Below are 12,920 nucleotides of genomic sequence, written 5' to 3' on the forward strand. Positions count from 1 at the left end.
GTGCGTCTCGAGCCTTGACGCGGACAGGCGCAGCACCTAACCTCCGTTAAGACGCTTCGTCTTAGAAGGGAGTGCCGATGCCGCAATCCGCGCTGAAGGCACGACGCTCGACTCACGCTCTCGGAGCCGAGGTCACCGGTGTCGATCTGTCCCGTCCCCTCGACCCCGCCGTGGTGAAGGAGGTCGTGGATCACTTCCACGAACACCAGGTGCTGTTCTTCCGTGACCAGCACATCGACGATGTCGCACAACGAGACTTCGCGGCACACTTCGGCCCTCTGCAACGCTTCGCCTTCCTGCAACCGGTGTCGGAGGACGTTCCCGAGGTGCACGCGATCGACATCGATCCCTCCAGGCCGAAGACGGCGAACTCGGACATCTGGCACTCGGACGCGACGTTCCTGCGCCGCCCGCCACTGGGGTCGCTGCTACGGGCGGTGACACTGCCCGATGTCGGTGGCGACACGGTCTGGGCGTCGACGTATGCGGCCTACGACGCACTCTCGTCACGGGTGCAACGCCTGCTGGACGGCATGACCGCAGTCCATGATTCGTCGAACTCGGCGTCGCACGCGCGAAACGCGGCGAACGCCCACTTCGAACCCTCGGTACATCCGGTTGTCCGAACGCATCCGGTCACGGGGCGCAAGGCGCTGTTCGTCAACAAGATCTTCACGACCCGTCTCGAGGGCCTCACCGAACGCGAGAACAGCACACTTCTGCCGATGTTGACCGAGCACGTCGGATCGCCGGACTTCCAGGTCCGCTTCCGGTGGGAGCCGGGATCGATAGCTCTGTGGGACAACAGATGTACACAGCATTATGCGGTCGCGGACTACGCGCAGCGGCGCCGGATGCATCGGGTCGTGATCGACGGTGACGTGCCGGTGTGACCGGCTGTCCGTTTCGGATCGAGCAAGTGATCTCACCTGAAAGGCTCTCCGTATGACATTCGACCGTTTCTCGATACCCATCGTCCCCGAGACGGTGCACCCCGCCCCGGCCGTCCACATCCAGGATCAGGCGGAGAAGTTCCGTCCGGTCGAGCCGGTCCGGCCCCCGGCGGGCGCTCCGAACGTCCTCCTGGTGATGCTCGACGACGTCGGTTTCGGTGCCTCGTCCACGTTCGGTGGCCCGTGCCGGACGCCGACGGCCGATCGGTTGGCGTCGGATGGGTTGAAGTACAGCAGGTTCCATACGACCGCGCTGTGCTCGCCGACGCGGGCGGCCACCCTCACGGGTCGAAATCACCACAGTGTCGGGATGGGGAACATCGCCGAGGTCTCCACGTCCTCGCCGGGATACAACGGCATGCGGCCGGCGAGTGCCGCCACCGTCGCGCGGGTGCTGCAGGGAAACGGTTACGCGACGGCGGCTTTCGGGAAGATGCATCAGACACCGCCGTGGGAGACCACGGCGGCCGGTCCGTTCGACCACTGGCCGCTACGCGAGGGATTCGACAAGTTCTACGGGTCCTGGGGGCGGAGGCGGACCAGTTCGCGCCGGTCCTCCACGACGGTTTCACGATGGTGGACCCGCCGCGGACGGCGGCGGAGGGCTATCACCTCTCCGAGGACCTCGTCGACCAGGCGATCCGGTGGATCGAGGGCGTCGATGCGATGGATCCGGACAAGCCCTGGTTCTGTTATCTGCCGTTCGGCGCCGTCCACGCCCCGTTGCAGATCCCGGATTCGTACCAGGGCCGGTACCGCGGCGAGTTCGACCACGGGTGGGACGCGCAACGCGAGATCACGCTGGCTCGGCAGAAGGAGCTCGGTGTGGTCGCGGAGGACACCGCACTGGCGCCGTGGACCCCCGGTGTTCCGCACTGGGACACGCTGTCCGACGTCCAGAAGGCTGTCGCGGCACGTCTGATGGAGACCTATGCGGCCTTCCTCGAGCACACCGACGACCAGGTCGGCCGGGTGGTGGGCTACCTCGAGAACCGTGGCATGCTGGACAACACGCTGATCATCTACATGGTCGGTGACAACGGTGCCTCGACCGAGGGTGGTCTCGACGGATCGTTCAACTATCTCGCGACGCTCTGTGGGACACCGCAGACGCCGGGGGAGATGTTCGCGCGGCTCGACGAGATCGGCACCGAGAACAGCTACGCGCACTACCCGGCGGGGTGGGCGGTCGCCATGGACACCCCGTACCAGTGGGCCAAGCAGGTCGCGTCGCACTACGGCGGCACCCGGAACGGTCTGGTGGTCCACTGGCCCGACGGGATCGAGGCGCGCGGCGAGGTGCGCAACCAGTGGCACCACTGCGTCGACATCACTCCGACCATCCTCGCGGCGGTCGGGGTGCCCAGCCCGACGACCGTGGACGGTGTGGCGCAGCAGCCGCTCGAGGGTGTCGCGATGAACTACTCGTTCGACGACGCGTCCGCCGCGGACCAGCACGTGACCCAGTACTTCGAGATCTTCGGCAACCGTGGGATCTACGACCGTGGCTGGACGGCGGTGGCGGTGCACCGCAGGCCGTGGGAGTTGATGGCGCCGCCGCCGGACTACGCGGACGACGTCTGGGAGCTGTACGACACCTCGGTCGACTGGTCCCAGTCGCGCGACCTGGCGGCACGGTATCCCGAGAAGCTCGCCGAGTTGCAGGAGAAGTTCCTGCTCGTGGGCAGCCGGTACCAGGTGTTTCCCCTCGACGACCGGACGAACACCCGCAACCTCGACCCGGACACGCGGGCGCCGCACGTGTTGCGCGGTCGCACCGGACTGACGCTGTATCCGCACATGGACGGGATCGGGGAGAAGGCCGCGCCGCGTGTCTTCAGCTGCTCGTACACGATCACGGCGAAGGTCGAGATCGGCGCCGGCCCCGCGAACGGTGTGCTGACGAGTATCGGCGGTCGGTTCGGCGGGTTCGCGCTCTACGTCCTCGATTCGATTCCCGTGTTCTGCTACAACCTGTTCGGTCGGGATCTGACCTATGTCAGGTCTCCCGAGCCGCTCGCACCCGGTGGGCGAGAGGTGACGGCGGACTTCGCTTACGACGGCGGCAGGCCGGGGAGCGGGGGCACGCTCACCTTGCTGGTCGACGGTGTGCCGGTGGACAAGCAGCGGATCGACGCCACCTCGCCGTTCCAGTTCAGCCTCAACGAGTGCCTCGACGTCGGTGTCAGCCGGGGCACGCCGGTCACCGACGAGATCTCGCTCGGCGGTTTCGCGTTCGACGGCCGGCTGCACCATGTCCGGATCGATGTCGAGGGTCCACGTCCCCCACAGGAACAGCAGGAGCTCGCGCGGATCGCCCGCGCCACCCACTGATTCGAGTACCTCCGCCCACTCGGCCCGTGCGCCGGGTGGGCGGCGGGCCGGTCAGGTCCGGGCTCGGACGCCCTCCAGGAACACCGATACGACGGAGTCGGCGAGCTGATCGATACCGAAGTCGCGGGTGGGTGAGAACCACCGCAACGACAGCCAGACGGCGTCACGGATGAGGCCGTACAGCACCTCGGCCGGCAGATCGGAACGGAACTCCCCCGACGCGATGCCGGATTCGATGACCGTCATCCACGCGTCCTTCGTGGTTCGAGCGGCGTCGCGAATCTTGCTGTGCGACTTCAACTTACGCAGGTAGGCGCCATTGTTCTGGTAGATCTCGGATGCGTGCGGATGCGCCTGGCTGACCCGGAAGGACGCCTTGACAAGGTCGTCGAGACGTCCGCGTGGATCGCTAGACGACGCCAGGATGGCCTTGTACTCGTCGACGAGGGCGTCGAGATACTGGGTGACGATCAGTTCGGCTATCGCGTCCTTGGACGGGAAGTAGTGATAGAGACTGCCGGAGAGGATGCCCACGCCGTCGGCGATGTCGCGCACCTTGGTGCCGGCGATGCCCTTCGTGGCGAACAGGACAGCGGCCTGCTCCATGATCAAGGTGTGGCGCTCCGACCACTCCATGCCTACCTCCGAAATCGAAACAGCCCGGCGCGCCGGGCGGTCGTGTTGTCGACGTGGACTCTATCGGCAGCAAACATTTGCTACCGCGCGCGGTCGGCACGGATACCTTCAGAGTCGGCTCGCGTACCACCAGGCCTGCGCCGCGAGCCGCTCGGCCTGGGCGCCGAAGCTCTCCGGGGAGCGGTCGCTCGCGCCCATCGCGCCGCGCAATGTGCGGGTGTAGACGCCTTCGACGATGCACGCGATCTTCCACCAGTTGTACGCGATGTAGAAGTCGATGTCGGGCACCGTGTCCGGCCGGACGGCGGCTAGGTAGTGCTCCACCAGGTCCTCGCGCGTGGGAAACCCCGGTACGCGGGTGGGCGGGTTCTCGAGCGCGCACACCTCGTCGTCCGGTTGCGCCCAGTACGCCAGCAGTTGGCCGAGATCGGCGAGCGGGTCGCCGACGGTGGTGAGCTCCCAGTCGAGGATCCCGCCGATCGTGCCGTCGGGTGTGAAGAGGCAGTTGTCGAGGCGGAAGTCGCCGTGGACGATCCGCGCGGAGCCCTGCCGGGGCAGGCGCTCGAGCAGGCGGTCGTGGGCGCGTCCGATGTCGTCGAGGACACGGACGCGGTCCTGTGCCCAGTTCGTCGACCACCGTCGCAGCTGCCGGGCGAGATAGTCGTCCCGGTCGGCGAGGCCGCCCCAGCCGACGTCGCGGGGATCGACGGAGTGCAGGGCGCCCAGGGCCCGCACCAGTTCGTCCGCGACGGCCGGGCGGCGCTCGACGGGCACCGTGGCCGTCACGGTGTCGGGGTCGCGGAGCACGACGCCGTCGATGTGGTTCATGACGAAGAACGGTGCGCCGGTCACGGCGTCGTCGGCGCAGGTACCGACGACGACCGGCGTCGGCACGGGGGTGTTCCGGAGCCGCGCGAGTACTTCCGCTTCGCGGAGGACGTCGTGGGCGCGGGAGTGCGCCATCCCCAGGGGCGGACGTCGCAGGACCCACCGGGCGCTCGGGCCCTGGACCAGGTAGGTGAGGTTCGACCGGCCGCCGGCGATGCGCTCGAAACGGAATGGTCCCGCCGCGTCGTCGACGTGGTCGGTGAACCACCGGGAGAGCGCGTCGTCGCGGATCCCGGTGTCGGTGGTGCTGGTCATCGGCTGCCTTTCCGATAGGGGCAGGCCGGCGCTCGTCGTGCACGAATCGCCGGTACGAGAGCGAGACTATACGGCGCATCAAACATTTGCTACATTGCGACTGCACCACGATATCGACATCGTCACCTGCACTGCGACAGGAGGATTCGTGCAACACACTCCCCAGAACACGGACGTGGACCGCCGGTCCACCCTCAGTGTCTGTCTTGCGGCGACCGCCGACCGTCCACTCGGGGAATCGCTGGCGATGCTGCATCGCATCGGCGCGGACCACTTCGGGCTGTTGGCAGCGACCATGGCAGGTCCGGGCCGCGACGCGTCGGTCGACGCGATCCGGTCGTCCGGGCTGCGGCCGGAGTTCATCGCCGGCGGGTGCCGTGCCATGCACGACGGCGACGGATGGGAGCGCGTGCTGTCCTCGCTCGAGCGGGCGGTCGATGCCGCGGCCGAGATCGGAGCCCCCACGGTGTCTTTCACCTCGGGTGGATCCGGTCGCCTCACCTGGGAGGAGGCCGCGGACATGGCGGTGGACAGGTTCGGTCCGCTCGTCGAGTACGCGCGGGCGAGGGGCATCGGTCTCGCGCTCGAGAACACGATGTCGATCCGATCGGCAATGAGCTTCACCCACAGTGTCGCGGACATCGCGGCTCTGGGCCGGCGCCTGGGGGTCGGGCTCATGGTCGATCTGTGTTCGGCGTGGCAGGAGAGAGATTTGATGCAGACGATCGGCGACAACCTGGACTCGATCCGAATCGTGCAGATCGGGGATCGACACGTCGACGCGACGTCGGTGCCGAACCGCCGGGTGCCGGGGGAGGGGAGCATTCCCCTCGACCGGATGGTGTCCGAGGTGGGCGCGCTCGGCTATTCCGGGCTGGTCGACCTCGAACTGCTCGGTCCGGCGATCGATGCGGAGGGTGCCGAGAGCGCGATGGGGCGTGGACTGGAGTGGATGCGGAAGTACGTGCAGTGACCCTGCGGCGGTATGTAGCAAATGTTTGATACGCGCGGACCCGAAGGGACGAAAGCGCGCGGTCGGGACGTAGAAGAAGGATGGATCGAATTGTCGGACAAGAGAATGTCGGAGAAAGAGGTGGTCAGCCGGTTGCGGTCCGGTATGACCATCGGAATCGGCGGCTGGGGATCGCGGCGTAAACCCATGTCGCTCGTGCGGGAGATCTTGCGCTCGGACCTCGACGATCTCACCGTCGTGTCCTACGGCGGGCCCGACGTGGGGCTGTTGTGCGCCGCGGGCAAGGTGCGCAAGGTGATCTTCGGGTTCGTGTCGTTGGACTCGATCCCGCTCGACCCGCACTTCCGCGCGGCCCGTCAGAGCGGACGCATCGAGGTCGCCGAGTACGACGAGGGCATGCTGCAGTGGGGGCTGTACGCCGCCGGGATCAGGCTGCCGTACCTGCCGACGCGGGCGGGCCTCGGCTCGGACGTGATGCGTGTCAACCCCGGACTGCGCACCGTCACCGACCCCTACGGCGACGAGACCCTCGTCGCGATGCCGGCCCTTCCCCTCGACGCGGCACTCGTCCACATGAACCGCGCCGACATGCACGGCAATGCGCAGTACCTGGGACCGGACCTCTACTTCGACGACCTGTTCTGCATGGCCGCCGACCAGGTGTACGTCTCGTGTGAACGCGTCGTTCCGACGGCCGAACTCACCGCCGAGGCGCATCCGTCGACCATCCGGATCCCGCGTCTGCTGGTATCCGGAGTGGTGGCCGCGCCCGGTGGTGCGCACTTCACGTCGTGCGTGCCGGACTATGACCGCGACGAGGCCTTCCAGCGCGAGTACGTCGGGGCGGCAAAGGATCCGGAGCGGTGGCAGGACTTCGTCGACCGCTACCTGGCGGTCCCGGAGGCGGAGTACCAGCGCGCGGTGCGCGGCGAGCGCGAGGAGGCTTCGGCATGAGTGCAGCGACGCGAGCGGAAGTGTGTGCGGTGGCGTGCGCCGAGGCGTATCGCGGCAACGGCGAGGTGATCGCCAGCGCGTTCGGCACCATCCCGGCGATCGGCGTCCGACTGGCGCGGCACACATTCGAACCGGACCTGGTGATCTCGGACGGCGAGGCCGGTGCGGTGCGGGGAACGTGGGCCGTCGGGGGCGCCGCAGACGGGGACGTCGAGGCATGGCTGCCGTTCAACCAGATCTTCGATCTGGTGTGGAACGGCAAGCGCCACATCATGATGATTCCCACCCAGCTCGATACGTACGGCAACTGCAACATCTCCGCGATCGGCGACCACGATCGACCGACCGTGCAGCTGCTCGGGGTCCGCGGTGCGCCGGGCAACACCGTCTACCACCCGACCAGCTACTGGGTGCCCAAGCACAGCACCCGCGTGTTCGTGCCGAAGGTGGACATGGTGTCCGGCGTCGGCAACGACAATGCCCGCAAGGCGGGCCCGGCCGCCACTCGGTACCACGAATTGCGCCGGGTCGTCACGGATCTCGCGGTCCTCGACTTCACGCCGGACACCGGGCAGCTACGTCTGGTCTCCGTGCACCCGGGCGTCACCGTCGACGACGTCGTCGCGGCCACCGGGTTCGACCTGGTGATCCCGGACTCGGTGTCGCAGACGCGCACCCCGAGTACCGAGGAACTGGAACTGATCCGCACCGTGATCGATCCCCGCGGCCTGCGCGACAAGGAGGTACCGGCGTGACCACCGTCGAATCGAACCGCAGCGCGCTGCACACCCGGGTGTGCGACCTGTTCGGGGTGCAGTACCCGATCGTGCAGACCGGCATGGGCTACGTCTCCGACGCCCGGCTCACCGCGGCCACGGCGGCGGCGGGCGGCCTCGGGATCATCGCCGGCGGCATGCTGAGCTACGACGAGCTCGAGCGGGCGATCAACTACGTCAAGGACCGCACCGACGCGCCCTTCGGCGTCAATCTGCGCGCCAACCAGGAGGACATCGACAAGCGACTCGATCTGCTGATCCGGTCCGGGGTCAAGGTGGCGTCGTTCGCGCTGGCTCCCAAACGGGACCTGATCGCGAAACTCAAGGACGCCGGGCTGGTGGTCGTGCCGTCGATCGGTGCCCGCCGGCACGCGGAGAAGGTCGCCGAGTGGGGCGTCGACGCCGTCGTCGTGCAGGGCGGCGAGGGCGGCGGCCACACCGGCGCCGTCCCGACCAGTCTGCTGCTGCCGCAGGTGGTGGATGCGGTCGACATCCCGGTGATCGCCGCGGGCGGCTTCTTCGACGGCCGCGGCCTGGTCTCGGCCCTCGCGTACGGTGCCGACGGCATCGCGATGGGCACCCGGTTCATGCTGACCAGCGATTCCCCGGTGGCGCAGGCGGTCAAGGACGTCTACCTGTCGAAGTCGGTCAACGACACCGTCGTGACCCTGGAGATCGACGGGGTTCCGCAGCGGGTGCTGCGGGCCGGGACGATCGACCAGCTCGAGTCCACCCGCGGTCCCCGGCGAGTCCTGCGCGCCGTGCGCAATGCCGTTGCGTTCCAGCGGTTGTCGGGCACCCCCTGGAAGGACATGATCCGCGAGGGACTCGAGATGAAGAAGAGCCACGAACTCGGCTGGCGGCAGGTCGTCATGGCCGCGAACGCGCCGATGCTCTACCGGTCGGCGCTGGTCGATGGCAACGCCGACATCGGCGTCATGGCCACCGGCCAGGTGGTGGGGCTCATCGACGACGTCCCGACCTGCGCCGAACTGATCGACCGGATCGTGCGGGAGGCGGCGTCGGTCCTGGACCGGCTCGCCGCCACCGACGAGCGCGTCTAGCGCACAACCGAACCCACACTTCTACGAGGAGGCATCAGATGAACCAGCTGAAGGATCGAGTGATCGTGGTGACCGGCGCCGGTCGCGGTATCGGTCGCGAGCACGCGCTGCTGGCCGCCGCCGAGGACGCCCGGGTGGTCGTCAACGACACCGGCGCCGGGCCCGACGGCTCCGGATCGGATCCGTCGCTCGCCCGACAGGTCGCGGACGAGATCACCGCGGCGGGTGGGGCCGCGGTCGCGAACACCGCGGACGTCACGACCATCGAGGGCGCGCAGAGTCTGCTCGACACCGCACTCGGCAGCTTCGGCGAGGTGCACGGGCTCGTGAACAATGCCGGCGTCCTGCGAGATCGCATGTTCGTCAACATGAGTGAGGACGAGTGGGACGACGTCATCACCGGGCAGCTGCGGGCCACGTTCGCCCCGTGTCGCGTGTTCGGCGCGCACTGGCGCGACCGGTCGAAGGCCGGAGACGACGTGAAGGCGTCGATCGTGAACGTGTCGAGCACGTCCGGGCTGCTCGGTGCAGTGGGGCAGAGCAACTACGGCGCGGCCAAGGCCGGCATCGCGTCGCTCACGGTGATTCTGGCGCAGGAATTGGAGCGCTACGGGATTCGTGCCAATGCCATCACGCCGGTGGCCCGGACCCGCATGACCGAGAACGTGCCCGGCATCAAGGACATGGTCGCGAAACCCGCCGACCCGAACGAGTTCGACGTCTACCACCCCGGGAACGTCTCGCCCGTCGTCGCCTACCTGCTCACCGAACAGTGCCCGGCCAACGGGTCGGTGTTCTACGCCAAGGGCGGCGAGATCCGGCAGTTCCTGGGCTGGCAGTACGGGAAGGTCCTCGACAAGGGCGCCCGCTGGACCGTCGACGAGCTGGTGCAGGAGATGAGCGGACTCGTCTGAGTCCGTACCCGTCGACACAACCTTCCTGGAGAGAACATGGCAAATGCAGATGCCGTCGGAGTCGAGGGCGTGCCGTTCGACCTCGACGTCGAGCGGGGCAAGGTCCGCGAGTTCGCACGAGCGACACACTCGACCAATCCCGACTACCTCGAGCGTGAGGACGCGGTGTCCCCGCCGACCTTCCTCACCACCACGCTGCACTGGCAGCCGCCGGAGGGAAACCCCTGGAAGGCGGTGGAACTCGACGGCAAACGCGGCTTGCACGCCGAGCAACAGTACGAGTTCTTCGGCCCCCCGCCGAGGGCCGGCACGCGTCTGCGGTGCACGTCCCGGATCACCGACGTCTACACCAAGCAGGGTCGGCGTGGCGGCGAGATGACGTTCGCGGTGATGGTCACCGACTTCGTCGATCCCACAGGCACACTCGTGGCCCGCGCGACCATGACCGGTGTCGAGACCGCCCGACCCGCCACGGAGGCATGATGACCGCGACCCTGACCGTGCCCCAGCCCTGGTCCGTCGGACCGGTGACCCGCACCGACTTCGTCCGCTACCAGGGGGCGTCCGGGGACATGAACCCCATCCATCACGACCAGACCTACGCGGAGGCGGCCGGTTACAAGAGTCCCTTCTCGGTGGGCATGTTCCAGGCCGGGCTGCTGGCCACCTACGCCACCGATTGGCTCGGCGCCGAGAACGTCCGCTCGTTCCGCGTGCGCTTTCTCGAGCAGGTGTGGCCCGACGACGTACTCACCTGCACCGCGCAGATCCTGCGCGAGTACGGGGAGGACGGAGAGACCAAGGTCGACCTCGAACTCGACTGTGCCCGTCAGACCGGCGGGCTCGCGGTCAAGGCGTGGGCGACATTCGTGACGGGGGCAGCGACGTGAAGGTGCAGCTGTGTGAAGTGCTCGGCGACCCGGAGGTGTTGCAGTACACGGACATCGCCGATCCGCAGCCCGGTCCGGGCGAGGTCCTCGTCGAGGTGCACGCCGCGGGCGTCAACTTCCCCGACGGGCTCGTCGTGTCCGGGAACTACCAGACCAAACCGGCTCTGCCGTTCGTGCCGGGCTCCGAGGTCGCCGGCGTCGTCCGGGCCGTCGGTGCGAACGTCTCCGGCCTCGCAATCGGCGCCCGGATGCTGGCGTTCTGCGGGATGGGCGGCTACGCGGAGTTGGTGACGGTCCCGGCGACGATGGTGTTCCCGATCCCGGACTCGATGTCGTACGTCGACGCCGCGGGTTTCGTGGTGACCTACGGGACGTCCTACCACGGCCTCGTCGACCGAGCCGATCTCACGGCGGGCGAGACCCTGCTGGTGCTGGGCGCGTCGGGTGGTGTCGGTCTGACCGCCGTCGAGATCGGAAAGGCGTTGGGCGCCCGCGTGATCGCGGCGGCGTCCAGCCCGGACAAGCTGGCGCTCTGTCGCGATCACGGTGCCGACGAGCTGATCGACTACTCCGCCGACGACCTGAAGACGCGGCTGGCGGAGGTGGCGCCGGCCGGAGTCGACGTCGTGTACGACCCGGTCGGCGGCGAGTACGCGCAGACCGCGGTCCGCGCGTTGGCGTGGGGCGGGCGCTATCTCACCATCGGGTACGCGTCCGGCGACATCCCCAAGGTGGGCATGAACCGGCTGCTGGTCAGCGGCGGCGCCCTGCACGGAGTCCTGTGGGGCGTGTGGGCCAAACGCAACCCGGAGCGCAACGCCGAGAACATGCGACGGCTGTTCGACTGGTACGACCGCGGCGCGCTGCGTCCGCACGTGAGCGAGACCTACCCGTTGGCGGAGGCGTCCGCGGCGCTGGACGTGGTGATGGGTCGACGTGCGCGCGGCAAGGTCATTCTCACGAGCGGGAGGAACTGACGGATGGATCTGTCGCCGAGCCCGGAAGCCCGGGACATCATCAAACGCCTCGAGGCGTTCATGGACGAGTACGTGTACCCGGCCGAACCGGTCTACGCCGAGCAACTCGAGGCGTCCGGACCCCGCAGCCACGTGCTGCCTCCCGTGGTGGAGAAACTCAAGGCCGAGGCGCGCCGGCAGGGCATGTGGAACCTCTTCCTGCCCGCGCTGTCCGGATTGACGCACCTGGACTACGCCCACATCGCCGAGGTGACCGGCCGGTCGCCGTACATCGCGCCGGAGGCCCTCAATTGCTCCGCGCCGTCGACCGGCAACATGGAGATCCTGCACATGTTCGGTACGCCCGAACAGAAGCAGCGGTGGCTCGAACCGCTGCTCGACGGCCGCATCCGATCGGGCTTCTCGATGACCGAGCCGGACGTCGCGTCGTCGGACGCCCGCAACATCTCGACGTCGATCGTGCGCGACGGCGACGAGTACGTGATCAACGGACGGAAGTGGTGGACCACCGGCGCCGCGGACCCGCGCTGCGAGATCCTCGTGGTGATGGGCAAGACCGACCCGGACGCCCCACCGCACCGGCAGCAGTCGATGATTCTCGTCCCGGTCGCGACTCCCGGTGTCGAGATCGTCCGCTCGCTGCCGATCTTCGGGTATCACGACCAGCAGGGGCATGCCGAGATCCAGTTCACCGACGTCCGGGTACCGGCCACCAACATGCTCTCCGGCGAGGGTGAGGGGTTCGCGATCGCCCAGGCGCGCCTCGGCCCGGGCCGCATCCACCACGCGATGCGGTGCATCGGCATGGCCGAGCGCGGGCTGGAACTGATGGTGCGACGCACGATGGCGCGCAACGCCTTCGGCGGTCCGATCTCCGACCAGGGCGTGGTACGCACCTGGATCGCGGAGTCCCGCATGGAGATCGAGCAGGCGCGCCTGCTGGTACTCAAGACGGCGTGGATGATCGACCGGGTCGGCGCCAAGGGTGCACAGATCGAGATCGCCGCGGTGAAGGTGATCGGCCCGCGGGTGGCCCGCTCCGTGCTGAACCGGGCGATCCAGTGCCACGGCGGCGGTGGTGTCACCGACGACTTCCCGATCGCACGCATGTGGGCGAGCGCACGCATCCTCGGCATCGCGGACGGCCCGGACGAAGTGCACATCCGGAGCGTCGCGCGACACGAGTTGCGCAAGTACAGGTAGAGCGCAAGAGGACTGAAAGTACTGTCGGACAGTCTATTTCGGAAACTTCTTCCGAAAGGCCGGGACCGTGGGTCCTATCACTCAGTAGCAAACGTTTGATGCC

General features: G+C 67.9%; 12 protein-coding genes and 1 pseudogene. 11 read left to right on the top strand and 2 right to left on the bottom strand.

Annotated elements, in window-relative coordinates; all coding sequences use genetic code 11:
• Positions 1-77 precede the first annotated feature (77 nt).
• The gene (locus ABEU20_RS08000) at positions 78-893 is read left to right on the top strand and encodes a TauD/TfdA dioxygenase family protein (protein WP_420163852.1); all 816 of its coding nucleotides are present in this window, start codon (positions 78-80) and stop codon (positions 891-893) included.
• A 52-nt stretch (positions 894-945) separates the two neighbouring features.
• A pseudogene (locus tag ABEU20_RS08005) lies at positions 946-3,287 on the top strand (arylsulfatase).
• Positions 3,288-3,338: 51 nt separating this feature from the next.
• Here ABEU20_RS08005 and ABEU20_RS08010 read toward each other — a convergent pair.
• Both ABEU20_RS08010 and ABEU20_RS08015 read right to left on the bottom strand, forming a co-directional pair.
• Positions 3,339-3,923: a TetR/AcrR family transcriptional regulator gene (locus ABEU20_RS08010; protein WP_420163853.1), complete on the bottom strand. Its 585-nt coding sequence runs from the start codon at positions 3,921-3,923 to the stop codon at positions 3,339-3,341.
• 108 nt (positions 3,924-4,031) lie between these two features.
• Positions 4,032-5,066 (bottom strand): phosphotransferase family protein, encoded by a 1,035-nt coding sequence (locus ABEU20_RS08015; protein WP_420163854.1) that lies wholly within the window; start codon positions 5,064-5,066, stop codon positions 4,032-4,034.
• 148 nt (positions 5,067-5,214) lie between these two features.
• Here ABEU20_RS08015 and ABEU20_RS08020 point away from each other — a divergent pair, with 148 nt between their 5' ends.
• The 9 genes from ABEU20_RS08020 to ABEU20_RS08060 all read left to right on the top strand — a co-directional run bounded on the left by ABEU20_RS08020 (position 5,215) and on the right by ABEU20_RS08060 (position 12,817).
• A complete protein-coding gene (locus ABEU20_RS08020) occupies positions 5,215-6,039 on the top strand; it encodes a sugar phosphate isomerase/epimerase family protein (protein ID WP_420163855.1) in 825 nt (274 codons plus the stop codon).
• 90 nt (positions 6,040-6,129) lie between these two features.
• Entirely contained in the window at positions 6,130-6,993 is an 864-nt protein-coding gene (locus ABEU20_RS08025) for a CoA transferase subunit A (protein WP_420163856.1), read from the top strand.
• Positions 6,990-7,748: a CoA-transferase subunit beta gene (locus tag ABEU20_RS08030; protein ID WP_420163857.1), complete on the top strand. Its 759-nt coding sequence runs from the start codon at positions 6,990-6,992 to the stop codon at positions 7,746-7,748. The genes ABEU20_RS08025 and ABEU20_RS08030 overlap by 4 nt, the downstream gene beginning before the upstream one ends.
• Positions 7,745-8,833, top strand: coding sequence for an NAD(P)H-dependent flavin oxidoreductase (locus ABEU20_RS08035; protein ID WP_420163858.1), 1,089 nt, complete (start codon positions 7,745-7,747; stop codon positions 8,831-8,833). Before ABEU20_RS08030 ends, ABEU20_RS08035 begins: the two co-directional genes overlap by 4 nt.
• A gap of 38 nt (positions 8,834-8,871) precedes the next feature.
• Positions 8,872-9,747, top strand: a complete 876-nt coding sequence (locus tag ABEU20_RS08040; RefSeq protein ID WP_420163859.1) for an SDR family oxidoreductase — start codon at positions 8,872-8,874, stop codon at positions 9,745-9,747.
• Between the two features lie 36 nt (positions 9,748-9,783).
• Complete coding sequence (locus tag ABEU20_RS08045) at positions 9,784-10,230, top strand: FAS1-like dehydratase domain-containing protein (RefSeq protein ID WP_420163860.1); 447 nt, start codon at positions 9,784-9,786, stop codon at positions 10,228-10,230.
• The gene (locus tag ABEU20_RS08050) at positions 10,227-10,637 is read left to right on the top strand and encodes a MaoC/PaaZ C-terminal domain-containing protein (RefSeq protein WP_420163861.1); all 411 of its coding nucleotides are present in this window, start codon (positions 10,227-10,229) and stop codon (positions 10,635-10,637) included. Before ABEU20_RS08045 ends, ABEU20_RS08050 begins: the two co-directional genes overlap by 4 nt.
• Positions 10,604-11,614 (top strand): NADPH:quinone oxidoreductase family protein, encoded by a 1,011-nt coding sequence (locus ABEU20_RS08055; protein ID WP_456300331.1) that lies wholly within the window; start codon positions 10,604-10,606, stop codon positions 11,612-11,614. Before ABEU20_RS08050 ends, ABEU20_RS08055 begins: the two co-directional genes overlap by 34 nt.
• A 3-nt stretch (positions 11,615-11,617) precedes the next feature.
• Positions 11,618-12,817, top strand: a complete 1,200-nt coding sequence (locus ABEU20_RS08060) for an acyl-CoA dehydrogenase family protein (protein WP_420163862.1) — start codon at positions 11,618-11,620, stop codon at positions 12,815-12,817.
• The last annotated feature ends 103 nt before the right edge of the window (positions 12,818-12,920 follow it).

It is taken from the genome of Rhodococcus parequi (assembly GCF_046042785.1).
GTDB lineage: Bacteria > Actinomycetota > Actinomycetes > Mycobacteriales > Mycobacteriaceae > Prescottella > Prescottella parequi.

What these genes read in the sequence shown, in the direction of transcription:
- ABEU20_RS08030 (WP_420163857.1), top strand. Translation starts at nt 6,990, where the DNA reads ATGAGTGCAGCGACGCGAGCGGAAGTGTGTGCGGTGGCGTGCGCCGAG.
- ABEU20_RS08015 (WP_420163854.1), bottom strand. Translation starts at nt 5,066, where the DNA reads ATGACCAGCACCACCGACACCGGGATCCGCGACGACGCGCTCTCCCGG.
- ABEU20_RS08045 (WP_420163860.1), top strand. Translation starts at nt 9,784, where the DNA reads ATGGCAAATGCAGATGCCGTCGGAGTCGAGGGCGTGCCGTTCGACCTC.
- ABEU20_RS08000 (WP_420163852.1), top strand. Translation starts at nt 78, where the DNA reads ATGCCGCAATCCGCGCTGAAGGCACGACGCTCGACTCACGCTCTCGGA.
- ABEU20_RS08010 (WP_420163853.1), bottom strand. Translation starts at nt 3,923, where the DNA reads ATGGAGTGGTCGGAGCGCCACACCTTGATCATGGAGCAGGCCGCTGTC.
- ABEU20_RS08060 (WP_420163862.1), top strand. Translation starts at nt 11,618, where the DNA reads ATGGATCTGTCGCCGAGCCCGGAAGCCCGGGACATCATCAAACGCCTC.
- ABEU20_RS08050 (WP_420163861.1), top strand. Translation starts at nt 10,227, where the DNA reads ATGATGACCGCGACCCTGACCGTGCCCCAGCCCTGGTCCGTCGGACCG.
- ABEU20_RS08040 (WP_420163859.1), top strand. Translation starts at nt 8,872, where the DNA reads ATGAACCAGCTGAAGGATCGAGTGATCGTGGTGACCGGCGCCGGTCGC.